This is a genomic window from Nocardia arseniciresistens (genome assembly GCF_046764875.1).
In the GTDB taxonomy this organism is placed as follows: domain Bacteria; phylum Actinomycetota; class Actinomycetes; order Mycobacteriales; family Mycobacteriaceae; genus Nocardia; species Nocardia arseniciresistens.
This window is the reverse complement of record NZ_JBKORD010000004.1, coordinates 51765-78580: the sequence shown is the minus strand read 5'-3', so window position 1 is coordinate 78580 and position 26816 is coordinate 51765. Positions and strand designations below refer to the sequence as shown.

General features: G+C 64.9%; 28 protein-coding genes. 11 read left to right on the top strand and 17 right to left on the bottom strand.

Translation table 11 applies throughout. The annotated features are described in order from the left end of the window. The first annotated feature begins 1 nt into the window (after position 1). Complete coding sequence (locus ACLMAJ_RS08170) at positions 2-316, top strand: putative quinol monooxygenase (protein WP_412012919.1); 315 nt, start codon at positions 2-4, stop codon at positions 314-316. Positions 317-405: 89 nt separating this feature from the next. Here ACLMAJ_RS08170 and ACLMAJ_RS08165 read toward each other — a convergent pair whose 3' ends face one another. From ACLMAJ_RS08165 to ACLMAJ_RS08150, 4 genes are all read right to left on the bottom strand, one after another. Continuing rightward, positions 406-2127, bottom strand: a complete 1722-nt coding sequence (locus ACLMAJ_RS08165) for a DUF2339 domain-containing protein (protein WP_412013256.1) — start codon at positions 2125-2127, stop codon at positions 406-408. 742 nt (positions 2128-2869) lie between these two features. Beyond that, a complete protein-coding gene (locus tag ACLMAJ_RS08160) occupies positions 2870-3319 on the bottom strand; it encodes a type II toxin-antitoxin system VapC family toxin (protein WP_412012918.1) in 450 nt (149 codons plus the stop codon). Further along, positions 3309-3578, bottom strand: coding sequence for a type II toxin-antitoxin system Phd/YefM family antitoxin (locus ACLMAJ_RS08155; protein ID WP_412012917.1), 270 nt, complete (start codon positions 3576-3578; stop codon positions 3309-3311). The genes ACLMAJ_RS08160 and ACLMAJ_RS08155 overlap by 11 nt, the downstream gene beginning before the upstream one ends. A gap of 125 nt (positions 3579-3703) precedes the next feature. After that, entirely contained in the window at positions 3704-4159 is a 456-nt protein-coding gene (locus ACLMAJ_RS08150; protein WP_412012916.1) for a hypothetical protein, read from the bottom strand. Positions 4160-4505: 346 nt separating this feature from the next. On the opposite strand from ACLMAJ_RS08150, the gene ACLMAJ_RS08145 reads away from it, so the two are divergent. Continuing rightward, complete coding sequence (locus ACLMAJ_RS08145) at positions 4506-5696, top strand: helix-turn-helix domain-containing protein (protein WP_412012915.1); 1191 nt, start codon at positions 4506-4508, stop codon at positions 5694-5696. A 65-nt stretch (positions 5697-5761) separates the two neighbouring features. On the opposite strand, the gene ACLMAJ_RS08140 is transcribed toward ACLMAJ_RS08145, so the two are convergent. The 5 genes from ACLMAJ_RS08140 to ACLMAJ_RS08120 form a co-directional block, all read right to left on the bottom strand. After that, on the bottom strand, positions 5762-6148 hold the full coding sequence (locus ACLMAJ_RS08140; RefSeq protein WP_412012914.1) for a MerR family transcriptional regulator: 387 nt from the start codon (positions 6146-6148) through the stop codon (positions 5762-5764). An 88-nt stretch (positions 6149-6236) separates the two neighbouring features. Next, positions 6237-6959: a DUF1707 SHOCT-like domain-containing protein gene (locus tag ACLMAJ_RS08135; RefSeq protein ID WP_412012913.1), complete on the bottom strand. Its 723-nt coding sequence runs from the start codon at positions 6957-6959 to the stop codon at positions 6237-6239. A 168-nt stretch (positions 6960-7127) separates the two neighbouring features. After that, on the bottom strand, positions 7128-7760 hold the full coding sequence (locus ACLMAJ_RS08130; RefSeq protein WP_412013255.1) for a response regulator: 633 nt from the start codon (positions 7758-7760) through the stop codon (positions 7128-7130). Between the two features lie 66 nt (positions 7761-7826). Then, positions 7827-9005: a MacS family sensor histidine kinase gene (gene macS, locus ACLMAJ_RS08125; RefSeq protein ID WP_412012912.1), complete on the bottom strand. Its 1179-nt coding sequence runs from the start codon at positions 9003-9005 to the stop codon at positions 7827-7829. Further along, positions 8983-10230 (bottom strand): AI-2E family transporter, encoded by a 1248-nt coding sequence (locus tag ACLMAJ_RS08120; RefSeq protein ID WP_412012911.1) that lies wholly within the window; start codon positions 10228-10230, stop codon positions 8983-8985. The genes macS and ACLMAJ_RS08120 overlap by 23 nt, the downstream gene beginning before the upstream one ends. Before the next feature lie 158 nt (positions 10231-10388). On the opposite strand from ACLMAJ_RS08120, the gene ACLMAJ_RS08115 reads away from it, so the two are divergent. The 3 genes from ACLMAJ_RS08115 to ACLMAJ_RS08105 all read left to right on the top strand — a co-directional run bounded on the left by ACLMAJ_RS08115 (position 10389) and on the right by ACLMAJ_RS08105 (position 13549). Then, complete coding sequence (locus ACLMAJ_RS08115) at positions 10389-11909, top strand: adenylate/guanylate cyclase domain-containing protein (RefSeq protein ID WP_412013254.1); 1521 nt, start codon at positions 10389-10391, stop codon at positions 11907-11909. A 4-nt stretch (positions 11910-11913) separates the two neighbouring features. Beyond that, a complete protein-coding gene (locus tag ACLMAJ_RS08110; RefSeq protein WP_412012910.1) occupies positions 11914-13005 on the top strand; it encodes a lysylphosphatidylglycerol synthase transmembrane domain-containing protein in 1092 nt (363 codons plus the stop codon). 163 nt (positions 13006-13168) lie between these two features. Then, positions 13169-13549, top strand: coding sequence for a DUF3054 domain-containing protein (locus ACLMAJ_RS08105; protein ID WP_412012909.1), 381 nt, complete (start codon positions 13169-13171; stop codon positions 13547-13549). Positions 13550-13631: 82 nt separating this feature from the next. Here ACLMAJ_RS08105 and ACLMAJ_RS08100 read toward each other — a convergent pair whose 3' ends face one another. After that, a complete protein-coding gene (locus ACLMAJ_RS08100; RefSeq protein ID WP_412012908.1) occupies positions 13632-15119 on the bottom strand; it encodes a serine hydrolase domain-containing protein in 1488 nt (495 codons plus the stop codon). Between the two features lie 211 nt (positions 15120-15330). Continuing rightward, positions 15331-16617 carry an FG-GAP repeat domain-containing protein gene (locus tag ACLMAJ_RS08095; RefSeq protein WP_412012907.1) on the bottom strand — a complete coding sequence of 429 codons (1287 nt, stop codon included), beginning with the start codon at positions 16615-16617 and terminating at the stop codon, positions 15331-15333. 110 nt (positions 16618-16727) lie between these two features. On the opposite strand from ACLMAJ_RS08095, the gene ACLMAJ_RS08090 reads away from it, so the two are divergent. Continuing rightward, entirely contained in the window at positions 16728-17624 is an 897-nt protein-coding gene (locus tag ACLMAJ_RS08090) for a LysR family transcriptional regulator (protein ID WP_412012906.1), read from the top strand. Between the two features lie 91 nt (positions 17625-17715). Here ACLMAJ_RS08090 and ACLMAJ_RS08085 read toward each other — a convergent pair whose 3' ends face one another. Further along, positions 17716-19395 (bottom strand): NTF2-like N-terminal transpeptidase domain-containing protein, encoded by a 1680-nt coding sequence (locus ACLMAJ_RS08085; RefSeq protein WP_412012905.1) that lies wholly within the window; start codon positions 19393-19395, stop codon positions 17716-17718. Positions 19396-19756: 361 nt separating this feature from the next. Here ACLMAJ_RS08085 and ACLMAJ_RS08080 point away from each other — a divergent pair, with 361 nt between their 5' ends. After that, positions 19757-20368 (top strand): hypothetical protein, encoded by a 612-nt coding sequence (locus tag ACLMAJ_RS08080; protein ID WP_412012904.1) that lies wholly within the window; start codon positions 19757-19759, stop codon positions 20366-20368. Positions 20369-20392: 24 nt separating this feature from the next. Continuing rightward, a complete protein-coding gene (aroQ, locus tag ACLMAJ_RS08075; protein ID WP_412012903.1) occupies positions 20393-20845 on the top strand; it encodes a type II 3-dehydroquinate dehydratase in 453 nt (150 codons plus the stop codon). Positions 20846-20893: 48 nt separating this feature from the next. Here the strand turns inward: aroQ and ACLMAJ_RS08070 are convergent, their stop codons facing one another. Further along, positions 20894-21340 (bottom strand): nitroreductase family deazaflavin-dependent oxidoreductase, encoded by a 447-nt coding sequence (locus tag ACLMAJ_RS08070; protein WP_412012902.1) that lies wholly within the window; start codon positions 21338-21340, stop codon positions 20894-20896. A 309-nt stretch (positions 21341-21649) separates the two neighbouring features. Between ACLMAJ_RS08070 and ACLMAJ_RS08065 the strand changes: the two genes are divergently transcribed. Together ACLMAJ_RS08065 and ppnP are read left to right on the top strand one after the other, a co-directional pair. Beyond that, a complete protein-coding gene (locus tag ACLMAJ_RS08065; protein WP_412012901.1) occupies positions 21650-22933 on the top strand; it encodes a glycosyltransferase 87 family protein in 1284 nt (427 codons plus the stop codon). Positions 22934-22960: 27 nt separating this feature from the next. Beyond that, entirely contained in the window at positions 22961-23242 is a 282-nt protein-coding gene (ppnP, locus tag ACLMAJ_RS08060) for a pyrimidine/purine nucleoside phosphorylase (protein WP_412012900.1), read from the top strand. Between the two features lie 17 nt (positions 23243-23259). Here ppnP and ACLMAJ_RS08055 read toward each other — a convergent pair whose 3' ends face one another. Next, positions 23260-23613, bottom strand: coding sequence for a winged helix-turn-helix transcriptional regulator (locus ACLMAJ_RS08055; protein ID WP_412012899.1), 354 nt, complete (start codon positions 23611-23613; stop codon positions 23260-23262). A 98-nt stretch (positions 23614-23711) separates the two neighbouring features. Here ACLMAJ_RS08055 and ACLMAJ_RS08050 point away from each other — a divergent pair, with 98 nt between their 5' ends. After that, on the top strand, positions 23712-24647 hold the full coding sequence (locus ACLMAJ_RS08050) for an NAD(P)-dependent oxidoreductase (RefSeq protein ID WP_412013253.1): 936 nt from the start codon (positions 23712-23714) through the stop codon (positions 24645-24647). A gap of 3 nt (positions 24648-24650) precedes the next feature. Here ACLMAJ_RS08050 and ACLMAJ_RS08045 read toward each other — a convergent pair whose 3' ends face one another. The 3 genes from ACLMAJ_RS08045 to ACLMAJ_RS08035 are packed head-to-tail and all read right to left on the bottom strand — an operon-like array spanning position 24651 to position 26675. Next, positions 24651-24908 carry a helix-turn-helix transcriptional regulator gene (locus tag ACLMAJ_RS08045; RefSeq protein ID WP_412012898.1) on the bottom strand — a complete coding sequence of 86 codons (258 nt, stop codon included), beginning with the start codon at positions 24906-24908 and terminating at the stop codon, positions 24651-24653. Continuing rightward, positions 24898-25749, bottom strand: coding sequence for an ABC transporter permease (locus ACLMAJ_RS08040; protein ID WP_412012897.1), 852 nt, complete (start codon positions 25747-25749; stop codon positions 24898-24900). The genes ACLMAJ_RS08045 and ACLMAJ_RS08040 overlap by 11 nt, the downstream gene beginning before the upstream one ends. Beyond that, positions 25746-26675: an ABC transporter ATP-binding protein gene (locus ACLMAJ_RS08035; protein WP_412012896.1), complete on the bottom strand. Its 930-nt coding sequence runs from the start codon at positions 26673-26675 to the stop codon at positions 25746-25748. The genes ACLMAJ_RS08040 and ACLMAJ_RS08035 overlap by 4 nt, the downstream gene beginning before the upstream one ends. Positions 26676-26816: the final 141 nt, after the last annotated feature.

The following is a 26816-nucleotide window of genomic DNA, read 5'->3' as shown; positions in this document are numbered from 1 at the left end:
CATGGATCCGCATGTGCTCGTAGTCGCCGATGTTTCGTCGAGCCCGCAGGACGCGGAAAAGTTCGGGCCCGCCCTCCAAGCGCTCGCACAGGCCTGCCGCACAGAGCCCGGCTGCCTGTCCTACGACGTGTTTCAATCCATCGAACAGCCCGAGCGCTACGTAAGCATCGAAAAATACACCGACACAGCAGCATTCGCCGCCCACCGAGATTCCGATCACTTCCGTGAAATCGGCCTCGCCAGAGTAATGCCACTGGTCATCCGGCGAGACGTGCAAATGTACGGCCCGACAAGCGACATCCCGGCCGCACCCTAGGCCCCGAACCGGGCTGCACGACCAACCAGCCGCACGACCAACCAGCCGTATGGCCGCATCCCTGGAGGGCTGCGGCCATACGGGGTTGATCAGTGGGCCGCGTTGTCGGCCGAATCTCGGTTTGCCCCACCGGCTTCGGCGAAAGCGCGGGCGTAGCGGGTGCCCGCTATCAGGAGTAGGACGCCGACGACGAGGAAGGCTGCGACTCGGACCAGGCCGCCGAGGGTGGCGAGGTCGAAGAGGAACAGCTTGGCGAGGGCCGCGGCGGTGACGAGTAGGCCGGAGCCGAGTGCTAGTTTGGCGACCCCGGGCGAGCGGGCCAGGTTGCGCAAACCGAACAGTAGGGCGACGGTCGCCGCTGCCATCCACAGGATGGTCGCGGCGCTGTGTCCGATGACGAAGCCGTCGGGAAGCCCCGCCGCGATGCCGATCGATACCGTTGCGGCCGTAACCGCGTACAGGGCAATGACACTCGCGGGGATCCACAGGACCGATTCGGTGGTAGCGCCGTCGGTCCGGCTCGGGAAGTTCCGGACGCACCATACGGCCACCGCGACTACCGCTAAGGCGAGGATGGCTGCCAACGCCGTCGAGATGCCGAGCCGCTCCTCGGCGAAACGTTGTGTCGCAAGCGTTTCCGGACTGACATTGGCGAGGTAGACCAACGCGCCGACCGCGGCGAACGTCGTCGCGATGGCCCCGGCCATCCGCGAACGCTGTTGCCCGGCAACGCCCAGGAAGCCCAACGTCACCAAGAACAGCGCGACCGGAAGCGTCTGGGTTTCGGTCACTCCGATGCACGCCTCCAGCAGTGCGAACGAACCCGCGACCGCCGCGACTATCCGGAGATGTCCCGGAATCCGCGCCAATTCGTGCAGTTTCGACCCCACCGGCAGTGCGGCGACGAACAGAAGCACTATCGCGAAGGCCGCCGCGATGATCGCACCGATATGCCGCTCGAACAGTGCGGGTGCGGCAAGCAGTGGCAGCGTTGCCAGCCCGAAAGTGAGTGTGGCGGTGAGGTCTCCCTGCCGCCGCCGCACGACCATAATGCTTCCGACGAACCCCACCGCGGCGACCGTGACAGCTGCGGCGAGCAGCAAGGACACCCGCTCGTGCGTCGCGGTGTCGAAGGACGCCGAGCCGATCGCGAGCAAGGTCGCCAAAACGGCAGGCAAGGTACGCACCACATGCAGCAGCGGCCAATCCCGCTCCATCTGCACCGGAACGCAAGCCAACTGCAACACGATCAGGAACGCGAGCAACACCAGCTCGGTCGTCACCACCGGTGACAACGCGGCCGCACCGGCGACGACGAGCACCGCGAGCGTTTGCGACCTCCACTGCATCGCAAGCGCGACCCCGCCCGCGGCCACCGCGAGCGCCGCGGCAAGCCCGAGCGGCGGATACAGCCATTGGTAAATCGCGCTCACCGCAACAACATCCAGATAGGCACCGGCAATGCCGGTGGCCGCCAAGGCAATTCCACCCACTCGGCCACCTGCCCGGCCGAATACTCGCATCCCGGCGCCGACCAACGCCGCCGAGAACACCGCCCCGGCAACAACCCTGGGCACCGGCCCGAACAACCCCGCCTGCGCGGCGAGCACCAGCAGCATCACCACACCGATCAGCGTCACCCCCACCCCGGCCACCGCCAGCATCCGGCTGATCATTCCTTCCTGCTGCCACCACGGCGTATGCGGCACCGCGGGTCCCCGCCTTATCGGTGGCCGCGCACCAGGCGGCACCCCCATCCCCGGCATCGGCGCCCTCGCAACACCGGGCCCGCGAACTTCCTGCGCAGACATCCCTGCGGGAACACCCGCCCCGCCCTGCGCCCCCGCGGCCCAGTTCTGCATGCTCCCGGCAGGCCCACCCGCCCAGTTCTGCATTCCCACAGGCCCGCCCGTCCAGTTCGACCCACTCGCCCCGGGTATACCTGTGGGGCCGCCCGTCCAGTTCGGCACTCCCCCAGGCCCGCCCATCCAGTTCGGCGTGCTCGCCGCGGGCATACCCACGGGCCTGCCCGGCATTGGCGGTCGGCCCACCGCAGGCGCATACCGCGGATCCGCAGGAGCTCCACCCAGCACCTGACCCGCTGGTGGCACACCGGAACCACCCGGCGGCGTAGCCTGCGGCGCGGGGGACTGTTGCGAGAGTCCAGGCACGGTCAACACCGAACCAGGCGGTACCGGCACGGATTCATCCACAGCCGCGGCTTCGACACCGGATCGCTGCTCCGTAACCCCCTGAGCCGCAGCCGAACCCACAGTCACCTGCGTCCGCAGCAACTCCAGATCCCGCCCGACCATGCCCATCTGTGTTCCGAGCGCGGCAAACTCCCCCGACAATCGCGAAATCAGCGCCGGGTCGATAGATGTAGTCATAACCCAATGCTCGTTGCGCGCACCCCACCCGGACATGAGTAGAAACACCCGCCACACAGCAAAGATCTACCCGACTTCGCAGTGTCCGGCCGGACCCTTATCGACCTCGCGGACGCGGGTTGCCAAGGCCGCCAGCGACACCGCCGACGTCCCGGCCGCGGTGCTATACGACCGGTCGGGTAACCGGAACCACCTTCAACAACTTCTCCAGGCCTACGTAGTCACTCGGATTGGTCGTGAAGAGCGGCAAGTCCTCGACAATCGCAGTCGAGGCAATCATCAAGTCCGCCAAGCGTCTCCGAGGTTTGCGCCCGATGGCAACGACTGCCGCCGAGACCCGCCCGAATACGCGCGCCGCCTCCACATCGAATGGGATCGGATCGAATTCGCTCTCGGCTCGCTGTAGAACGTCCAGCCGACGTGCGCGTTCCTCGTGCTCGTCGTACTCGTCTTGCTCAGTATTGCCACGCACCTCGTGCGGTCCAGCGGACAACTCGGCCAACGTGATTGCGCTGATAGCCATGCTCGCGGGCAGCGCAGCAGCTTCGATGTGCCGTCGCAGGATCAGGATATTTGTGTCCAGCAGCCCTACGTCCGGAAGTTCACCGGTCATACGGGTCGCCCGCCTCATGGTCAGCAGCAGCATCTTGGTCCCGCCGGAATGTCTCCAGGTCAACGACGGGGGCGTTGCGCGACATCGCAACAAAGTCGTCGCGATTGACGAAACGCCGCCGCCGCCGAAGCGGAATCAGCTCGCCGATCTGGTGGCCGTCTCGCGTTACCGTAAACGACTGCCCATGTTCGACAGCGTCCATGATCTCCTTGGACTTGTTACGCAGATCCCGCTGCGTGATCTCAGGCTGAGCTGACATGTTTATAGTCTACTCAGCTGTGGCACGTTGTGCTACCAGGTAGCACCCCAAGGACCGCGTCAGCAGCGTCGCCGACTGATCCCCACCTCGGATCGGTGGGTGGAGATCAGTCTTCGGGAGACGTTTCAGGCGGGTGCTCGCATCGTGGTCACCTGTTGGACGGTGTTGATCACCGCCGAGCGGGGTGGCATGTGGAGCACGCCGGGGGCCGGTTCGCCCGCCCAGTGCCAGCCGAGTCGGGAGTCGGTGCTGGGGAGTAGGACGTAGCGGCCGCCGGGGATGACGGTTACCTGGTGGCCCGCCAGACAGCGGCGGACGGAGATGTCCACGGGATTGGCGGGGCTCGGTTGGGTGACGAGGAAGGTCCAGGCGCACTCGCCGGGGTCGGCTATTACCGGGGCCGTGTAGGTGCGGTCCAGGGTGGCAAGGACTTTGCGGCCCAATTCGGGAGGCATGACAAGGCCGCCGAGGATGGAGCCGGTGGTGATCATGGGTCGGCCCGCGAGAAGTTGAACAGGCAGGCCGTAGCGATGTCGCAGCAGGTGCGCGACCTCGTGGGGTGAATGACAGCGTTCGAACATGGCTCTACTCCTCGCCGAATCCAGTACGTGCTGGGCTGATCGCGCGAGGTAGTAGAACCGCGCGCGATCCTCGGCGTAGTGGGCCGTGCTTGTCGTGAACACCCATCGTGTGACGTGCGGTTCCAGTGAAAGTTGTCCCCCGCTCGATGGCGCGATCGTCGCCTGGAGCCCGCGCGGTGGTATTCGGCATGATTGTCATTGCCGCCGCCCTTTGCTTTCAAAGTTGCAGAAAGGCAACGGTATTCCACCCAGAGGCAAACGAGTCGTACGTAATGTCCCACTTTCGTGCAGCGCAATCCTTTAGCGTCGTACTCTGAAACGTGGTTGTAACAAAGGAATCTGGTTCATGGATGATTCGTCGATCGGCGTGCGGATCCGGCTGTTCCGCGGAAAGGCGCTCACCCAGCGTCAACTCGCCGACCAGGCCGGTGTGAGCGTTGATCTGGTGCGCAAGCTCGAACAGGGCGGACGCCAGACCGCTTCGATTGCCAGCCTGCAAAAATTAGCTCGCGCGCTGGACATCGATATCTCCGATCTGGTCGGAAAACGGCACGGCATACCGTCCGGCAATCCCGATGCGGGCATCGTCGCGATCCGCAGAGCGCTGACACCGGTCGATGATCTACTCGGCGAGCTCCCCGAGGAGCATGCGATCACCCACGACGAAGGCGGCCGCGCAGTGGATTACGCGTGGGGCGCCTACTGGGCAGGCCGCTACGAACTGCTCACTTCGATCCTGCCAACAGGCGTGACCCACCTGCGCGCGACCGTGCACGCCGCACGCAACGGCATGATCGCGCCTGCGAACGAACTGCTCGCCAGGATGTATTGGGTTACCGGCTGCACGCTGGTACATCTCGGCCAGACCGATCCGGCGTTCCTCGCTATCAGGCAGGCGCTCGCGGCGGCCGAGCTGGGCAACGACCCGTTGCTGCTGGCCACGATTCGCGGCTCGGTCGCCTGGCAGCTGCTGGTGCAGGGCAGGTACGACGAATCTCGCCGCGTCGCTTTACGCGCGGCAGCCGATCTCGAACCAGCGGGCACCGAAACACCGGCGCATCTTTCCGCGTACGGCTCCCTGGTGCTGCAGAGCGCGACCGCGGCTGGACGATCGCAACATGTTCCAGAGGCCCTCACGCTCATCCAAGCGGCGGGCGAGGTCGCGCTGCGTATCGGCGGCGATCGCCGTGACTACGAAACCTATTTCGGCCCTTCACAAGTCGTCATGCAAACCGTGGACGTCAACGTGTCTTCCGAACGCTATCCGGAGGCCCTCGCCGCAGCGAAGGATATGCCGAGCAACTGCGGCCTCCCGCAAGCCTCCCGCGCCCGCCATCTCACCGACACCGCGGTCGCATGGACCCGCACCGGCCAGCACAAGCGCGCCCTCGACGCGCTACTCGACGCCGAGCGGGTCGGCGGGCCCGACTGGATCAAATATCAGTCCCTGCCTCGCCACATCGTCTCCGAACTCCTCGACCACGATCGCCGAGTTCCGTTGCGCGCCTTCGCCCGCCGCATCGGCGTCAACACCTGAGCGGCAGGCCGCGTACGCCTCGAAGTAGCGGATCGGTATCGGTCCGCCGACGCGATGCCCCACCCTCAATCGACTTCAGCGTCTGTGACACGGAATCGCTCCGAGGCACGGTCGAGTACCTCGTCCAACACCTCACGCGAGCGGACAAGGTCGGTGATCGTCCGATTGATCCGATCCCGTTCCGCCGCCAGCTCGGAGACCAATTCCGGGGTCGCGAACTCGTTCGCGCCGCCGTCCACGTCTCGCATGCACGGCAGCAGGTGGGCGATCTTCTTGCTGGACAGGCCCGCGGCGAAGAGCTCTTGGATGTGGATGACCCGATCCACCGCCCATTCGGGGTAGTCACGATACCCACCCGGCGTGCGCTCGGGCACGAGCAATGCCTGCTCCCCGTAGTAGCGCAATGAGCGTTCGCTGACTCCGGTGCGCCGCGCCAACTCGCCGATTCGCATCCGCTACCTCGCATTTCGCCGTCGGACTCGAACTTTCACATCGATGTCAGGTTTCAGCTTACCGACGTGACGAACAAGTCCGGCGGCCTCAGCGGCCGAGCAGCTTGCGCCACTGCGCGCTGAGAGGGTGCTTGGCGGTGACAGAGCCGAAGTAGATTCGGCCGTGCACGACCAGGTGTAGCGGACCGAAGGGTGGGCCGGTCCGGACCTTGTTGTTGACACTGGAGCCGACGAGGTCGAGTGCGTTGAGGTCGACGGTGGCCTCGGCAGGCACGATCAGGGTCAGCGAACTGCAATAGTCGTCGACATGCAGCTCGACGACCTGGGTCGACATGATGGCCTCGGTGAAATCCAGCGTGACGCCCGAAAGCCAGTTGTTCGTGCGCAGTGACGGTGCGACCTGCCATGGCCCACGCCTGCTGACGCCGGACAAGCGGCTGCGAATCAGGTTGCTCGGCGCTGCGGACGCAGGACCCGGCACCGCGGACATCGGCCCGCGCTTACCGAACGGCGGCACGGAATTCATAAACGACGCGGCGTTCACGAAGGCCGAAGGCGGCGCGGCGGGCTGACCGACCAGCCGAACACCCGGCAGATCGATGAGCACGGCATTGAGTTCGCCACGGGTCTTCGCGGCCAGCGCGGTATCCATCCGCTCAGTGAACTCACCGAGCGACAGCATCCCGAGCCCGACTGCACGCTGCAACAACTCACCGACATGCTCGCGTTCGGCGTCGGAGACGCGCAGCTCCCGGTTGCCGACAGCGTCACCGGAGCCGACACCACTGGATACCGATTCGGGTCCGCCCATAGATTCGAGATTACCCATCCCGCCACCCGCACACATCAGGGCAATCCCGGATTCTCCGGCCCGCTTCCTCCTCCGTCAGTCGTACACCCGTCCTGCCCCGTACTCATCGAGCGGGACATGGCGCAGGGCTCACTCGTGCGACGCCGCGGCGATAGTCCGCTCGACCACCTATTCGAGCCCTTGTTCGATGGCGTAGCGGGTGAGCTCCACGCGGTTGGCGAGGTGGAGTTTGCGGAGCGTGGCCTGGACGTGGTTTTCGACCGTGCGATGGCTGAGGTTGAGGCGGGCGGCGATTTGCTTGGCGGACAGGCCCTTTGCCACCATCCGCAGGACCTCGGTCTCGCGTTCGGTCAGTGCGGGGCGGTGTGGTTCGTCCGGCTCGGCCGGAGTCGTTGCCATGCGCCGGTATTCGCCGAGGACCAGGCCCGCGAGGCCGGGCGTGAAGACCGGTTGACCCGCGGCGGTCGCGCGGACCGCTTCGATCAGCTCGGCGACGGAGGCGCTCTTCACCAGATAACCGGAGGCTCCCGCCTTGATCGCGTCGAGGACATCGCCGCGTTCCGCGGATGCGGAGAGCACAAGCACCCGGCTGCTCGGTGATACCCGCAGCACCTCGGCGGTGGCCTCGGCTCCGTTTCCGTCCGGCAGTTGCATATCCATCAGCACCACGGCGGGACGTACCGCGGCTGCTCGTCGTGTCGCGGATCCGACACTGTCCGCGGTCGCGGCCACCTCGAATCCGGCCTCGGCGAGGTCTCGGGACACGCCGTCGCGCCACATCGGATGGTCGTCCACGACCATCACCGAAACCGGCTCCGCGGCTTGACTATCGGTCACAACGCACCTCCTGTGCGATCGCTGTTCAATTCACGCACGTGGCACCCGGAATTCCCATTCGGTGCCGAACCCGACCCCACCATCGGCCTCGGTGAGCAGGTCCGCCGCCCCACCGAGCGCGGCGATCCTGCCGACGATCGACTGGGAAACACCCATCCGCCCTTCTGCTTCGGCCTCGGCCAGTCGACCGGCCGGTATTCCGACACCGTCGTCACGCACGCTGATGATCAGCTCATCTCCGGTGTCCTCCAGCAGCACATATGCTTTCGCGTCCGCCCCCGCGTGCAGGGTGACATTGGACAACGCCGTCGCCACCGCCGCCGCGATCTCCTGCGCGGTCCGGCGCCCGACCTGCACCGGCTGGCCCGGCGTCGAGACGAATACCTCGGGTGTCGCGTGCACCGTCAGCAATGGGCGCAGATCGACATCCACACCGCCGGCATCCTGCGGGCCGCCCTGCTCGGAGATCAGGACCCGCAGCGCCACTTCCTGTTCCCCGGCACGCTGCGCCAATTCCGTGGTCGGGCCACCGATTTCGCTACCGCGCCGTTTGATGTAACTGAGCACCTGAAGCACGCCGTCATGTACTTCGCGCGAAAGTCGTTCCCGCTCTTCGGCGGCCGCGGTGAGTCTTGCTGCCCGTTCGAGCTGGCCGTGGGCGCGGCGGGCGGTATCGGCCGCCAATCCCAGCGCCAAGCCGATGGAAACGAGGACCGGGGCCGTCGCATCGGCCCAAACGTCCTGACCCCACTGGTCACGGACCGTCACGATCACCGCGGCGATCAGCGTCCCCGAAAGCACACCCCAGATGGGACCGCACAGGATGGCCGCCGAGATCACCGCGTTGGCCGCCCACAGGGTCGTCGGCAAGGTCTGATGTCCGTGGTACCAGCCATAATCCGCGACCAGACGCGTCGAGGCGATCAGCGCGATCACCACAATGTGGTCACCGACCACGACCCAACGGCGCAGCCGCGCCACATCGGGAAAATGCCATGCCGAGAGCATCAGCGCCGACGCACCGGACCAGACCGCCATCAGGGCGATCAGCACCCAGCTCAACCGCTGGTTCTGGTAGTCGGACACCGAGGCGAACTGCTGCCCCACCGCGTAGAGCAGGGTCACCAGCCGCAGCGCCTGCGCCGCCCGCCACAGCGGTGCGGTCGCCGCGTCGGCCGGGGTCAGGTCAGTTGTCGGTGGCCGCATCATCGGTTTTATCCAGGCCGCCGCCCTGTCGTTCGGCTCGGCGCTCCGACGGTGGCTTGTCCGGCACGATGTTCTTGTCCGGCGCTGTCTCGGGGGGCTCGTGTTCGGCCGCTTCGACGAGCGTTTCCAGATCGAAGCGCCCCGGCTCGGGCTCGTCCGGCTCGGCGCTGTACATCCTGCCCGGCTCCCCGGTCTGTAATTCCTCGAAGACTTCCTCGGGACTATCGGCGAGCAGCGAACGGATCGCGGTGTTCATCACCGCGACGAACGGCACGGCCAGCAGGCCACCCGCGATTCCACCGAGCACCACACCGGCGGTGATGGCAAGCACCACCGCAAGTGGATGGATGCTGACCGCCCTGCCGAGCAGCAACGGCTGCAAAACATGACTCTCCAGTTGCATCACCGCGATGATGATGCCCAGCACGATGAACGCGGTGACGAAACCCTTGGTGACCAGGGCAATGAACACAGCGACCGTGCCTGCGAGGAATGCACCGATAATCGGAATGAACGCGCTGATGAACACCAATGAGGCCAATGGCAGCGCCAGCGGCACCCCCAGGATCGCCAGTCCGGCACCGATACCGATGGCATCTACCGCCGCGACCGCCACGGTGGCGCGCACGAATCCGACCAGCGTCCCGAACCCGAGCTGCCCGGCCGTGCGCACCTTCTCCCGATGCGCCGTCGGCACCATCCTGGTGACGAACTCCCAGATCTGGTCGCCGCCATAGAGAAAGAAGATAAGGATGAACAGCGTCAGGAAGGTGCCGGTGAGAATGTGGCCGATCACCGTCGCCGTGGTCAGCGCACCGCTGGTGAGACTGTCCTGATTGGACCTGATCGCCTGAACGATCGTGTCACCGGCATTGCGGATCTGCTCGTCGCTCAGATGCGCCGGACCGTTGATCAGCCAGTCCTGCACCTGGTGGATGCTGTGGGTGATCTCATCGGACAGCTGCGGCACACCGTCGACGAACTGCTCGACCACGAAGGTCAGGACGCCCGCGACCAGACCGAGCGATCCGGCGAGCGCGACGAAAACCCCCACCGCCCTCGGCACTCCGAACCGCTGCATCCAATCCACCAGCGGCGCGAGCAGGCCCGCGGCCAGCAGCGCGATGGCAAGCGGGATAACCACCGTCGCGAGTCTCTGCACAATCGTCGATATGGCGAGCACCACCGCGAAAATGACCAAAAGCCGCCAAGACCATTCCGCGGTCATACGGACCAATGGGTGCACTGCGTCCGAGGGAGAACGAGTCGCAGTGCCTTTCCGCGGTGAACTTGACTTCAGGTCGGTCACGGTCGTGAGCCTAGTTGACAGAGCCGGACGCTAGATTGGTGATCGTGTCAGCGCCACTGGAAGCGGTCAAACAGACCATGCGAACACGCTGGCCGCTGTACCTGACATCGATGCTGCTCGCCAACGCCTTCGGCGCGGTTCTGGTCTGGGCATTCATCCAGTACGGACTTCCTGTCCCCGAGGGGGAGTCGGCGGGCGCACGGCGCACCGACCTGCTGGTCCCGGCCCTCGTCTTCCTGACCGGCGGCCTGCTCAGCCTCGGCGCATCGGCGCTGATGCTGCGCCCGGTGATGCGCTGGCAGATGCGTGGCGGCCCACCGAGCAGGCAAGAGCAGATGGCCGCCCTGCACGCCCCGCTACGGCAGGCGATCGTGCACCTGACGCTGTGGCTGGTCGGCGGCGCCATCCTGGCCGCGACCATCATCGTCGACGCGCCCGAACTGGCCGGCGCGGTCATCGTCACCGAATGTATGGCCGCGACCATCGTGTTCGGCTTCACCTACATGCTCGGCGAACGCATCCTGCGCCCGGTCGCCGCCGAGGCGCTCACCGAGGGCACCTTCGATCACACACTGACCCCCGGCGTCGGCACCCGTATGGGCATGACATGGGGCATGGGCACTTTCGCACCGACCATCGCCATTGTGCTGCTGTGCGTCACCCAGATTTCCTCGGACGTCAAGTTCTCCGCGCAATCGCTGGCCATCTCGATTCTGCTGCTGTGCGGCGTGGTGATCATGCAGGCACTCGCGCTGTCGATGCTCACGGGATCGAGCATCTCCGATCCGGTGCGCCAGCTGAGCCAGGCCATCAACCGGGTGCAGGAGGGCGCACGCGACGTCCAGGTCGAAGTCTTCGACGGCAGCGAGATCGGACTGCTTCAGGTCGGGTTCAACCGGATGATGGAAGAGGCAGCCAAGCGCCGCCAGCTACAGGAGTTGTTCGGCCAGCACGTCGGCGAGGAAGTCGCGCAGCGCGCCCTCGACTACGGCACCGAACTCGGTGGCGAAACGCGCTTCGTCGCGGTGTTGTTCGTCGACATGGTCGGTTCCACCGCGACCGCGGCCGAACGACCGCCGACCGAGGTGGTGAGCCTGCTCAACGAGTTCTTCCGAATCGTCGTCGACGTGATCGACCGCCACAACGGCTTCGTCAACAAGTTCGTCGGCGATGCGGCCCTCGCCATCTTCGGCGCACCGCTCGACCGCCCCGACGCACCGACGGCGGCCCTTGCCGCCGCCCGTGAATTGCGCGAAACGCTGCGCGAAGTGCCAGGGCTCGATATCGGCATCGGCGTATCGGCCGGGCTTGCCGTCGCCGGAAATATCGGTGCCGCAAACCGTTTCGAATACACGGTGATCGGTGATCCGGTCAACGAAGCGTCACGGCTGACCGAACTGGCTAAAGATCAACCTGGACGCGTACTCGCCTCAGGGAGCGCACTGTATTTCGCCGATGAGAGTGAGCAGAACTTTTGGGAGACCGGCGACGAGGTACAACTGCGTGGACGGCGCAGACAAACTCGATTGGCCAGGCCGAAGGATGGCACCGACCCGCACGCCCCTACAGACAGCGAAACAGCCGGTTCGTTAGGCTGACCGGGTGACTGCCAACGGGGAGCTAGCGGGCGAGCCCGCACCACGGCAGTCCACGCATGAGCAGCGCCGCAGCAAATTCTGGTGGCTCAAATGGGTCGTCGGCGTCGCATTGATTGCGCTGCTGATCGGCGAGGGTTACTACCTGTGGCCGCGACTGCACGAATCCTGGAAGAATCTCACCGAAATTCATTGGGGTTGGGTCGCCGCCTGCATTTGGCTACAGGCACTTTCCATGAGCGGATTCGGCAGGCTACAGAAACAACTGCTGCATGCGGGCGGCGTCGATGTCAGCCAGCGTAAATCGGTCGCCGTCGTCTATGGCGCAACGGCAATGTCGGTGACACTTCCGGCCGGTCAGGTATTCTCCACCACCTTCACCTATCGACAGATGCGCCGCTGGGGCGCGAGCCCGCTGGTCGCCTCGTGGCAGTTGGTGATCTCCGGGGTTGTCGCCACCGCGGGACTGGCGCTGCTCGGTGTCGGCGGTGCGCTGCTGGTCGGCAACCAGGTCGGGCCGTTCAAGCTGATCCTGTCACTGGCCGGAGTGGTCGCGCTGGTGTGGCTCGGCAACTACGTGTCGAACAACCCCGGCACGCTGGAGGCGGTGCTGCGCCGAATGCTTTCCCTGATCAATCAGCTGCGCAAACGCCCCGCCGACCAGGGCATGAGCAAGGTTTCCGAGGTGCTCGCCCAGCTGGAATCGGTGGATCTCGGCAAGCGGGACGGCGCCCTGGTCGGCGGATGGGCGCTGGTGCACCGGTTCGCCGACGTGGCCTGCCTCGGCACCGCCTGCTACGCGGTCGGCGCCGACCCCAAGCTGGCCGGTTTGCTGATCGCGTTCGCCGCGGGCAAGGCCGTCGGCTCCATCCCGTTCGCGCCCGGCGGCATCGTCTATGTCGACGCGACGCTGATCTACGGCCTCACCGCCGCCGCGGGACTGCCTGCCGCGCAGGCCGTCGCCGCGGCCTTCGTGTACCGCTTGGTGAGCTTCATCCTGGTGGCGATCGTCGGCTGGATCGTGTTCCTGTACCTGTCCCGCACCCGGCACGACGATGACGACGAATTCGAGAAAGAGTTCGAGCAGCGGCGGTTGTAGTTTCGGCTCGCAAGACTCGCTCCGTGGTGGCTGGGCGGCGACGGTATCGCGTGGCTGGATCGGAGAGGGTATCGCTCGGACGAAATCCGGGGCTCGAATTGAGGGGGTGCTCGGGTCAGTGTCGCGGTGCGTGCGGGGCTGAGCCGCTATTAGGCTGGCCCGGATGAAGAGACTGGTGCCGTTGGTGGTCGATGCACTGCTGGTTATCCTGTTCTGCGCGATCGGGAGGCGCAGTCACGATGAGGCGGTACTTACCGGACTGTTGAAGACGTTCTGGCCGTTCGCGATCGGTCTCGCGATCGGTTGGGTCGCTGCGGTGGTGGTGTCGAGCAGAATGTCCGGTGAGGCGGGACAGGCCGTACGGTTCGACGGAACTGCGTTGTGGCCCACCGGGATTCTGGTGTGGCTCGGCACGCTCTGCGGCGGCATGCTGCTGCGGGTGGTCAACGGGCAGGGCACCGCATTCAGTTTCGTCCTCGTCGCGATGACCGTGCTCGCGTTGTTCCTGCTCGGTTGGCGCGCGGCGATCAAAGCGCTGAATTAGCAAGTCATCTCGAACTGCACCGCACCCCACGAACTGACCGAGCCCCGCCGAACCAGTCGACGAGGCTCGGTACAGCGAGTGGTCAGGCGGTCTTCGGTGTGGCCCTGGTGCCGACGTAGACACAGGGGATGCCGTTGGCCAGGGTGGAGAAGATCACCGGCATGTAGCCCTCGCTGAAGGAGGGGCCCGCACCGGTTCCTGCCCACACCGACTCCGACACCGGGATCAGGTCGATGCTCAGCGGCGGGGACATGTCCTTCATGTCGTCGACGAATTCATACAGCATGTGCGCCTTGCCTTCTCGTTCACTCACGGTGAGGACGACGCCCGCACGCTTGTAGGTGCCGATATGCGGGGTGAGGTCGAGCGCGGGCGGCCGCGCGGCCGGACCGAACGGCTCCGGCATGGTCACATCGGCCAACTCGCGCAACAGTTCCCTGAACAGGTCGGAGTACAGCTGGCGAGCACCACCGCCGTTGGTCAGCAGGACGACGGCCACGTTCGCCGATGGGACGATGCGCAGGTAGCCGTACTGACCGATGGCCGCACCATCGTGACCGAAGCCGCCGACACCGTTCCAATCGTTGAGCACCCAGCCGAGGCCCTGGCCGTCACCATTGACGGTCCACTTGTCGGGGCAATCGACTTCGCGACGCTGCATGGCCGCGGCGGAGGCTGTGCTCAGTACCTGGCTGCCGTCCGCGGCGATTCCGCCCGCGAGGTGCATCTGCGCGAACCGGACCATATCGCCTGCGCTGGAGATGATTCGACCCGCCGGGCCGAATGAGCGCGGCATCAGATCCCAGGAAGGCGCCGGGTCCGGGTCGACGCCGGGCTCGCCGAGGTGGCTCATCGCGGTGCGAAACCGCAACGCCTGCTCCGGCAGCGTCACGGTGCGCTCGAGCCCGAGCGGGGTGGCGATTCGATCCTGGATCGCCTGATCCCATGTGGTTCCGGTCAGCACCTCGACCATGCGACCCATGACGACATAGCCGACGCTGCCGTAGGAGTACGCGGTTCCCGGCGGGCAATCCAGCGCCACCTCCCTGGCCGCCGCGACGTATTCGGCCAGGCAGTCGTCACCGCGGCCGGTGTCGAGAGCGAAATCATTGGTCAATCCGGCGGTGTGCGACAGCAACTGCCGGGTCGTGATGGTCTCGGTCGCCTCCGGATCCGGCACCGCGAACTCCGGCAGTATGTCGATCACGGGCACGTCCAGATCGAGCGCTCCCTCATCGACCAACTGCATGATCATGGTGGCCGTGTAGACCTTGGCGATCGAACCGCACAGGAAGACCGAGTCGGTGGTCACCTCGACGCCGGTGCCCCGATGCAGGACGCCGCTGGCCAACTCGTAGATCTGCCCGTCGACCAAGAACGCCAACCCGGCGCCGGGTACATGGTGGGCGGCCCGAAGCTCATCCAGCCGCGCCTGCCAATGCGCGAGGTCCAACCCACCGGCCGACTCCGCAGTCTCGACCGACTGTCGCGCCGAGACCTGACTCGCGGCCCTGCGTCGGCGCTCGTCTTCCCCATTACCGGTGGTGTCCCAGCTGATGGTCTCCGACATGATCTCTCCTCTAATCCACATCGTTGCGTACGATGTTCGCTCATGCGAACACTGTACGCATCAGAGAACGGCATACGCAACTGCGTATGCCGTATCTCTAGTGTATTCGCAGGTCAGAGCTGATATCTGTCAAGAATGCGGCAGGCCGGAATCGGACGGACCACATGCTCGCGACTCACCCAGGCGGTCTCCGGCGACCGCACGCTCTCGGCTACGCCGAATAATTGATCGGTGCGCCGAAAGTGCCGTCACCGTTGCCGTAGCGCAGGGTGATCTCGCCGGACGCGGTGTTGCCGACGACCACATCGATCTTCTGGTCGTGATCGAAATCGGCGAGCAGCGGGGTCGACAGGGGAACCAGCCCACCCGAGGCATATGTGCGCGGGCTACCGAAGGTGCCGTTGCCGGTGCCGAGTAGAACACTGATGCTGGAGGTCCCACCATTGGCGACGACCATGTCGAGTGTGCCGTCACCGTTGAGGTCGGCCAGGTCGAAGCATTGCGGCAAGAGTCCGCCGGTCGAATACCGCTCGGCCCGACCGAAGGTGCCGTCACCGTTGTTGACCAGCGTCGAGACAGTGCCGCCTACGAGGTTGGAGAACAAGATGTCGGACTTGCCGTCGCCGTTGATGTCGCGTGCCATGCCGTACCACGCGGTGAGCGCGCCGTCGCCGAGGGTGATCGGGTCCGCGAAGGTGCCGTCCGCCCTGCCGCGATAGATCTGGATGGTGCTGTTGACATAGTTTCCGCGCAGCAGGTCTAAATTGCCGTCGCCATCGAAGTCGGCGGCATCGGCGGATCCGGAGCCCACACCGAGATGGGTGGAGATCCGCAGCTCGTCAGCGAAAGTGCCGTCGCCCCTGCCGTAAAGAATGGACCACGAAGGAGCCTGGTTCGAGGTGGCCAAGTCCGCGTTGCCGTCGTGGTTGTAATCACCGACCACGACGGCTCCGGGCGCGAAGTCGGTCGGATAATTGACCGCCGCGACGAATGTGCCGTCACCATTACCCCTGAGAATGGACACATCACCGCTGGTGAAATTGGTGACAGCGAGGTCGAGTTCCCCGTCGTGGTCGAAATCCGCGATCGCGACGTAGTCGGCCTGACCGCCGGTCATATAGCGGATCGCGGGTTCGAAACCACCACCGGCTCTACCCATCAGGACGGAAACGCCGTTACCGAGAACAAAGTCGCTGAATACGACATCGGGATATCCATCGTGATTCAGATCGGCAGCCGCAGGAACGGCCGGGCCGAGCAGATTGGGAAACTCGTCGGCCGTTGCCGGAGCATTGGCAAGAGCGCCGGCCAGCACGGTACTTGCCAACGCCAGTGCAGCAAATCCACTGGTGGCGAACATGTTACGTGACACTTCTACTCCCGATAGTCCAGTTTGGCCAGAAGGGTACCGCCTTTCTCGGAAACGGGAAACATAACAACAGCTATTACTAAAAGTAATCGAAAAATGGAAATTTCGTAGTTGACCAACTCCGCCCATTGCCGCAGACTTGCCAAAGGTCGAGATAAACCGAAGCAACAGAGTTCCGGCCTTGGCGACCGAGGAGGTTACGAGTCGCGACCGCGGATCGATCAGGCCACAATGCAGTCATGGAGTTGCGGGACATCGAGATCTTCCTGGCACTGGCGGAGGAGCTGCATTTCGGACGTACTGCCCAGCGGTTGCACTTGTCCCAGGCCAGGATCAGCCAGTCGGTCAAGAACCAAGAACGTCGTATCGGCGGACGACTACTGGACCGCTCCGACCCTCGCAACGTGCGGCTGACACTCCTGGGCCGCCAGCTTCTGGCCGAGATGCGGCCCGCCTACGACGGCGTACTGCAAGCCATCGAGAATGCCAGGAAAACCGCGATGGGCGTGCGGGGCGTGCTCCGAATCGCGATGATCGGCTACAACCCCTATGACTACCAGCCGTTCTGGAACGCGTTCCGCAACCGGCAGCCCGATTGGGAGTTGCAGATCCGCAGTAGCGAGTTCGGCGATCAATTCGGTCCGCTTCATCGCGGCGAAGTCGACATCGTCATCGGCTGGTTACCTGTCGAGGAGCCCGGACTCACTGTCGGACCACTCATATCCGCCGAACCGATGGTCGCGGTCATGCCCGACAACCATGACCTCGCCGGTGCGAAGCAGCTGAGCCTCGAGGTTTTCGGCGACCGCGGCGTATTTCAGCCGAGCGCCCCTCTCCCCGACTACTGGGAGGATGCGGTCAGCCCCTTTTACACGCCCAAAGGCCGCCCGATCGAGCGAGTCACCCAGATCTCCACCCTCGAGGACATCCTGACGACCGTCAGCACCAGTACCGCTCTGACCACCGGCATGAGTCACATCGCCCGCTATTACAACCGCCCGGGTATCACCTACCTCCCCATCGCCGACTCCCACCTGGTGCGCTGGGCGCCGATGTGGCGCAGCGACTGCGACAACCCACAGATCCAGGCTTTCGCGACAGTCGTGCGGGAGCTGGGTTACCTGGACCAGAGCTGAAACCATTCCGAGCCCCGGACCGCATCGCCGAGGCCGGGCATACTCGGACTCGAGCCGGTGCAGGCCACGGGTTCCCGGGGCAAGCTTGCAATTACGTTTCGGGGCTGGACAAGGCCTGAAGCAAGCGGGCGGCCATCCGCGCGGTGGCGTCGGTGCTGTCGACATCGTTGATGTGGATCGCGAAGGCGAGGTCACCCATGTTCGCGATGAGCCAGCCATCCGGGCCCGCAGTGGCCGCGAACCCGGTGACATCGCGGAAGCCGCGCAGACTCGCGAATTCCGGTCGGCCTGCCGCGTCGCGCAGGAAGCCTCGCAACCGATCGGTGACTTCCGGGGTCAACGCGGCGAACTGTCCTTCGGCCGTGCTCGGGCGTGCTACCTCGATCATCGGTGGCGGCACCTCGCCGCGTGCGATCGCGGCGGCGGCGATCGCCATGCCGAACGGGCTCGCGAGCACCGCGTCGTTGCCACCACCCTGACGTACCTGTTCGGCGCTGCGGCCCGCGATCGCCAGCCGCCCGGTCACCTCGTCGAGCCCGGGGACCTTGAAGTCGACGCCGACGCCGAGCATGGCCGCGGACTCCGCGGCATCCTGCACCGACACATCCTGCGGCGCCTTGCCCGAGGTCACCGCCGCGATATTGCGGAACAGTTCGATGTTCCCGCCGACCGGGTACAGACCGGTGAATGCGACCGGTCCGTGCTCACTGGCCTGACTGTTCTGCGCTACCGCGACAACGGCACCGGTGGATGGCTGAATCGCCACGATGGACGCCTGCGTCGCCGCACTGACCACCGCGTCCTCGGCGGCCCGCTGCAAACGCTGATCCATGGTCGCCGCGATGTCGGGCCCCGGCGGGCCCTGCTGGCCCGCGATCTGGCCGACGAGGCGGCCGTCGGGCTCGAAAACCTGCACACCCCAGCCGGAGTGTGCCTCCTGGCTGTCCTGCTGCACCTTGCGCAGTGCGTCGAGCAGCGGTGACCACACCCGGCGATCGGCGGAGATGAGCCGAGGCTGCTTCTCCATCACCACGCCGGGAATCGGACCCATCGCCGATTCCAAGATGGCGAAGTCCGGCTCGCGCAGATTCACCGCGACGATCGGCTTGCCCTGCGAGGTCGACAGCTGCTGCATCAGCGACGGCCCGGTGATCAACGGCGCGACCGGCTCGATGGCCTTGGACAGCGCGTCGGAGGAGGCGATCGGATCGGGCATTCTGGCCGGATCGAGCTTGATCACGTTGATCGTCTGCTCGGTCATCAGTGGTCCGCCGACGATGTCGTTGACGCGGGGCGCGGGTAGCGGGGTGGTGCGGACCAGCTTGACCGTCCGGTTGTGCTCCAGCTGCGGCATCACGACCCCGGTGTCCCAGGAGATCCGCCAGCCGATCGCCAACTTCCGCACGGTGCCTTGCAGGCTGTACTTCCAGTTCTTCTGATCGCCGAAGTTCCAGTCGACATCCATGCTGAACAGGCCCTCATCGGCGTCCAGGCTGATGAATTGAGTCGTCTTGTAGTCGACCTTGCCCGGCTGTAGACCCTCGAACATTTGCTTCAAAGTTGCTGAGGCCGCGCTCGGGTAGGACGTCAGCTCCGACGCCCGTGCGGCGTCCTGATCATCCAGCAGGTCGGTGAAACGCTCGACAACCGCCTCTGGTCCATTCGGAGCCTGGTGGGATCCGCACGATCCCATCGCGAAAGCCAGCGCCGCTGCCCCCGCGAGTGCGATTGCGCCCCGGAGGCGAAAGCGGCGGGATCCCCACACATCCATGTCGCCCACTCTTCACTCTTGTCACTCCAGTAACAAGACCACCGTACCTGAAAGTAACTACCTGCGGTGCCACCATAACCGAGGACGTTACCCACGCTCAGCATCTTGATTGTGCCCGAAATCACGCACTCGGGAGGCCAATCACGGACGGTATTCAGTCACAAGACGACAACCAGCGCCGCTACCGTACCGGCCGGAACGGAAGGCCGGGCGATAACCGCCCACGTCGGCGTTTTGTGGCACAAGTACCCGATGGACACGATTTGGAAACCCGTTCGCACAGAGCGGAACCACTTTCTCCGTTTACGTCGTAATCTTGTAATCAAGTAATCGCATCAGCACAGCAAGTTAGGTGAAGCCCATGAGAAACGCACATCGGGGACAGGGATTCGGACGACCGGGTGGCTGGCAGCAGGCCGATCTTCCCGATCCGGCGGACGTTCCGGACTGGTTCGCCGGAAGGTTGCCGAGCGACTGGTTCACCGGATCGCCTGTCATCGAAATCGACCGCGACGAAGTCGTCGTCATCGGCGAACTCCCGATCGCACCGCCCGAAAAGGGCGAGAAGCCGACGGAATCCGAGCCGGAAGCGGACGGCCCCACTGACAAGATTCCGAACGCGACCAAAGAGGGCGCCATCGCCCGCTTCCGCGAATCGACCCGACCCGCCCGCATGCAGATCGCCAACGAGGCCCAGCAGCGGTACGGCCGCAGCGTCGCATGGGGCGTGTCGGTGGATGGGCAGCGATACCTGTTCACCCACCTGGCCGTTCCGGTCATGACGCGCTTGCGGCAGCCCGAACGCAAAGTGCTCGACACCCTGGTCGACTCGGGCGTGGCGCGCTCGCGCGCCGACGCGCTGGCCTGGACCGTCAAACTGGCGGGCAAGCACGCGGAAGCCTGGCTCGAGGAGCTGCGCGGCGCGATGCGCAAGGTGGACGACCTGCGCTCGGAAGGTCCGCAGGGCCTCTGAGCCCATCGGACTAAAGTTGCCCGCATGGCAGCCACAGCCTCCACGGACCAGGGTCCGATTCTGGTCCTCAACGGCCCGAACCTGAACATGCTCGGCATCCGCCAGCCGGAGATCTACGGGTCGGCCACACTCGACGACATCGTCGAGCTGTGCAGGAAGACCGCCGCCGGGTACGACCGCGAGATCGTCGCGTTCCAGTCGAATTCCGAAGGAGCGCTGATCGATCGGATCCACCGGGCGCGCGGCGCGGAGTCGGCCATCATCATCAACCCCGGCGGGCTCACGCACACTTCGGTCGCGCTGCGGGACGCACTGGTGATTCCGGAGGTCCCCATCGTGGAGGTGCACATCAGCAATGTGCACGCCCGTGAGGAGTTCCGGCATCACTCCTATATTTCTCCGATCGCCACCGCGGTCGTCGCGGGAATGGGCATCCACGGATACGCCGCCGCCATCGGATTCCTGGTCAACCGCTAATAGTCCACAACCATCCACACCCTGTGCGGAGTGTGGATGGATTGCGCGTCAGGCGAGCCGGAAGACCGGGAAGCCGGGTGCGATGGCGGCGAGTTCCTCGTCGGTGGCTTCCTTGGTCACGCCCTCGAAGAACTTGCCGACCTCCCAGCCCCAGCGCTGGAGGTAGAGCCGCAACAGCGGGACCTTGTTCTCGTCGGCGACCTCGACGGCGGTGAACTCCTCCACCTTCCTGCCCAGGCGCAGCTCACCGGTGCCCGACGCACGCAGGTTGCGTACCCACTGGGTGTGCCCACGCGGTGCGACCAGGTAGCGCGTGCCATCCGCGTCGGTCAACAGGTTCACCATGGTGGTCCGCCATTCGCCGCTCTTGCGGCCACGCACCGCGAGCAGCCGCGATCCCAGCACGCTGATCCCGAGCCGGGGCAACCAGTTGAAGATCTTGTTCATGATCGGATCGATGCCCGTCGGGCCGACGTACCGGGTGCTGGCGTTCATGATCTCTCCTTTGTGAGCACTGCTCTCTGTAAGAAGAGTGTTGCACCGCGGCCGCGAAAAATCAAGAGCACTGCTCTCCATGCGGACGCCGACCGCGGGCGGCGGTGAGGCTTGGCTCACATCCGACGCATCAATGCATGGACTCGGCGTGGCCCTTCAGTACGCTGAGCCCCGGGAAATTGTTGTGCGGCTATAGGTGCGGGACCGAAGGGATGGATCAGTCAATGGCGAGGCGCTACCACCCCCTATGGGCGACCATCGACGAGACCCCGAATCCCGGGGCAGCGCTGGTTATTTCGTAGTCCCTCGGTGCTGAATTCGCGGCCGCTGGAGTTTCCACGCAAAAGCCCAGCGCTTTTCGTACTCACCGGGAGCGCACTGCTCGCGGTGATCCTTATTTTCACCACCGTCGATCCCTGGCTCGAGCGAGCAGGAATTCTGGCGGGCGGGCTCGACGTGCACGTCTATCGGGACGGCGCATGGAAAATCCTGCACGGACTTCCGCTCTATACCGAGCCGAGCAACGTGCTCGGTCTCATGTACACCTACACGCCGTTCTCGACCATCGCCTTCATCCCGATCGATATGGTGCCGTGGCGGTACGTCACGAACACGTGGCTGGTGGTGAACCTGCTCGTACTGTTCGGATGTGTCCTGATGTCGTGGCGGATACTCGGCTATCGACTCAGCGTTCCGCTCGCGAGTATCAGCGCCCTCCTCGCGATCACCTGCGCCTTCATCGAGCCCGTCCGCACCACCCTGTACTACGGGCAGATCAACCTGGTGCTGATGCTGTTGGTGTTGTGGGATTTCTCCCGCGGCGACCAAGCCAAGTTGCGCGGTATCGGAGTCGGGCTCGCCGCCGGCATCAAACTCGTTCCGATGTACTTCGTCGTGCAGTTCATCGCGCTGCGGCAGTGGCGCTCGGCGGTCACCGCCGCCGCGGTCTTCGCGGCGTCCGTCGGTCTCACCTGGATTGTGCTGCCCGCCGACTCCCTGCAGTACTGGACTTCGACGTTCTTCCAATCCAATCGGATTGCGGTGGATATCAACCCGGCCAACCAATCCATCCGCGGTGTCATCGCCCACCTCATCGGCGGGCCCGCGCCGGTGTGGCTGTGGCTGCTCATCGCGGGCACCGTCGCAGGCATCAGCCTGGCCGTCACCGTGAGCCTCGACGAGCACGGCGAACGCCTGCTCGCTGTCACGCTCGCCGGTCTCACCGCCTGTGCGATCTCCCCGTTCTCCTGGGGCCACCACTGGGTATGGTTCGTGCCCCTGCTCGTCTACCTGGTGCACAAGGCGCAGTCGAAACCGCGCTGGTGGATCGCGGCGGCCGCGGTGTTTCTTTCGACCGGCGCGTGGACCTATCACTGGAGCGAAGACTTCGTGACCATCGGCGTGTTCATGCTTCCGCCGTCGTGGCCGGTCGCCCAGATCCTGATGAACGGATATGTCATCGTCTACTGTGCGGTGCTCGGCGGCTCGATCGTCGTTCTCGCCCGGCTGCCCCGCGACCTCCCGGAGTCCGGATCCCCGCGCCTACTCGGCAATATGGTGGGCCGGATCCGGAAATCGCTGCGAGTATCCTGACTCCTCAACCGAGTTCGAGGAGCCGCATTGTTCAAGGTCAACGAGTACTTCGATGGCAATGTCACGTCGATCGCCTTCGCTACGCAGGAGGGGCCAGCGACAGTCGGCGTCATGGCTGTCGGCGAGTACGAGTTCGGCACCTCACAGCTCGAGATCATGCAGGTGGTCTCCGGCGCCTTGACCGCCAAGCTGCCCGGCCGCACCGAGTGGGAAACCTTCACGGCCGGAACACAATTCACGGTGCCGGCCGATAGCAAGTTCCAAGTGAGGGCCGAGGTCGAGACGGCTTACCTGTGCGAGTACCGCTGACTGCCGCGAATCGAGCGTCAGCCGACGGAGGTCAAGAGGTTTTCGTGCAGTTCGCGGCGGTTCTTCTCGCCCCAGACCTCGAGGGGACGTAGCGCGAGGTTGAGTTCTTCGCCGAGTGGGGTGAGGGAGTATTCGACGCGTGGGGGAATTTCGGGGAAGACCTCGCGATGAACGATGCCGCTCGCCTCGAGGTGGCGCAGGTTCTCGGCGAGGACCTTCTCGCTGACCCCGACAAGCAACTGGCGGATCTGGCCGAAGCGCTGCGGGCCCGCGCCGAGGACCCACATCAGGTGCAGTTTCCATTTACCACCGACGACGTCGATCGCGAGGCTCATGCCACACACGTCTTCGTGATCTGTGTCACTGCTCATGTTCGCCGCGCTCCTTCTGACCTTATTTCGAACCTTTAGGTAAGCAACCCCACCTGAACGTTCGGTCTTCCCGACTCTACCTGCGGCGACGACTATCGATCCCGGCGCCGACAGCAACCGATCGAGAACAGAAGAGGCACACAATGTCCGAGCAGAAAACCACCCGCTCCGTATCCGTCGTCGGCCTCGGGCCCATGGGGCAGGCGATGGTGCGGGCCCTCCTCGCGGCGGGCGTCGAGGTGACGGTATGGAATCGCAGCACCGGCAAGGTGGACGCGATGGTCGAACTCGGCGCGAAGCGCGCGGCAACGGTAGCCGAGGCGCTGGACGCCAATGAGGTGACCGTGCTCAGCCTCACCCACTATGCCGCCATGTACGAGGTGCTGAGTCAGGCCACCGATCACCTTGCGGGCAAGGTCATCGCCAATCTGTCGTCGGACTCCCCGGAAAAGGCGCGAGCCGGCGCGGCATGGGTGCGTTCGCATGGCGCGCAGTTCATTTCGGGTGGCGTGATGTCGGCGGGCGACAATATCGCGCATCCGGCTTCGTACATCTTCTACAGCGGCCCACGGGATGTCTTCGAGGCACACGCCGAATTGCTGCGCCCACTGAGCCCACAGGAATATCTCGGCGAGGACGACGGCCTCGCACAGGTCTTCTACCAGGCACTGCTGACCATCTTCCATCCGTGGCTGCTCGCATTCGACCAGGCCACGGCAGTGATCGAGCGCTCGGGCCACGACATCGCCCAGTTCGTACCGTTCGCGATTCGGTCCAGTGAGGCCTTCCCCTACTTCATGACCGAGTTCTCCGCCGCCAACATGGCGGGTGGCTGGGCCGACCTCGCGAGCCTGAAGATGATGGACGCGGGCGCGCAACACATCATCGATGCCAGCGAAGAGGTCGGTGTGGACGCGACGTTCTCCCACACCGCACAGGCCTACTGGCGCAAGGCCGTTGCCGCGAGCGAGCAGGCGGGCAAAGCGGTGTCCACCTACGAACTCATCCGTGGCGCGCAGGCAGCAGAGGTGTAGTCGCTACGCCTGAGGCTCGACTCGAACGGGCGTTCCCGCGCCGAGGCGCGGGAACGGGGCGGTGGAGAAGACGAACTCCACCGCCACCTCGAAGTAGGCGGCGATCCGCAGTGCCAGGTGCAGGCTCGGGCTGTATTCGCCGCGTTCGAGATAGCCGATCGTCTGATAGTGCACGCCGAGCGCTTCGGCAAGCTCCCTGCGGGAGATGCCGCGCTCGGCGCGCAACATGGCGATGCGGTTGTAGATGACTTCAGTAGGCACGTGACATAGCCTTCTCCCGCCGTGCGGCGACCTTGGAGCCGGATTCACCTCGGGCCATCCGCCGCAAGAAGATCGGCGCGACGCTCAAACCGACAATGGCCCAAACCCCGAGCATGCCAACGGTTTCCCAGTGCCGCCACGACTGGCCGAGCTCGATGGCAACGGCTTCGCCCGGGAGCATGGCCGAACGCATGCCCAAGCCGAGCCAATATATCGGGAAGACCTGCGCGAGGCCCTGCACCCAGCCCGGCATCGAGGTGATGGGGTAAAAGATGCCGGAGACCGCGGTGAGGCCCATGATCGGCATCGATACGAATCCGATGGCGCGGGGACTGTTGAACGCCGAACCGATGACCGCGCCGAATGGCAGCGTCGCGAGCATGCCGAGCGCCAGCACCGCGATCAACGACAGCCACGCGCCCACCGTGTTCAGTGCGAGTCCGTCGGCCAGGAAAAGCCCTGGAATCAGCACGATGGTGAAGGGGATGAGGACCCACCCGGTGACGGTGACGATCTTGCCGACCAGGTATCCGACCATCCCGTTCGGAATTGCCTTGGCGCGCAACAGGGTTCCATCCTCACGTTCGAGGGTGAGGAACTGTGCCATGCCGAAGATCCCGTTCACCGCGACGAGCATGCCGAGGATGCTCGGTAGTGCGAAAGCCCCGAGTGCGACCCCGCTGGCTTCCACGGTCCCATTGCGCATGAAGAACAGCACGACAATCATCACCAAGGGCCAGAAGAGCAGGCCGAACAGGTCCGCACCATTGGTGAGCGCCTGGCGCAGTTCGGTGCTGCCGCGAACCAGTCCGGCCCGGACCGCGGTGTTCATCGGGTTCATCGTGACACTCCTTCCAGGGTGTGAACGTCGGCGCCGGCCTGGCCGGATTCGAATTGTTGGACCATTGTCATGTACGTGTCTTCGAGTGAGGCGCGCCGGACTTCCAGCTCACCGATCTCCTCGCCGTGCTGCTTGAACAGCTCATAGACGAACTTGGTCGATTCGATGGTGGTGTGGACGAATCGCTGTCCGTCCCTGGTCCAGCGGATCTCGGCCTCGCCCGCGATCCGGCGGGAGAGTTCGTCGGCGGAGCCATCGGCGATGATGCGTCCGCCCGCGAGGATCAGGATCCGATCGGCGAGTTTTTCGGCTTCGTCCAGATCGTGGGTGGTGAGCAGGATGGTGGTCTTGTGGTCGTCGGCGAGACGATGCACCAGGTCGTGGAACTCGCGTCGTGCCTCGGGGTCGAAGCCCGCCGTCGGCTCGTCGAGGAAGAGTAGTTCCGGTCGTCCGACAATGCCGATCGCCACGTCCAGCCTGCGCCGCTGGCCGCCGGACAGCGTCATGATTTTGTTGTTCGCCTGCTCGGTGAGTCCGACCGCCGCGACGAGTTCGTCTGCGTCCCATGGGCGTCGAACAAGGTCGGTGCTGTAGGGCGCGTAGTAGGAGCCCAGGTGCGCGAGCAGTTCACGCACCCGCCACTTACCGTGGTCGCGCCACGATTGCAGCACTACTCCGACGCGCGCCCGCCATGCCTCGTTGCCGTGCGCCGGATCGATGCCGAGCACCTCGACGCGCCCCGCCGAGCGCATTCGGAAACCCTCCAGGATTTCGATAGTGGTGGTCTTACCCGCGCCATTCGGCCCGAGTAGCACCAGTACTTCGCCGTGACGTGCCCGAAAGCTCACCTCGTGCAGTACATCGGTCGCGCCGTAGCGCATTCGAAGATTTTCGACGTCGAGCACGACGCCGTCGCTCACGGTCATGCCATCTCCCCATAGTGAGAACTAGATGGCCGTAGCATATCTACTACATTTCGTTATGACAATGCTCCACCGATTCAGGTTGCGCTTGACATGCAGCCGAATGGCTACCTAATGTGGCGTATATGCAGCTGAATGGCTGCC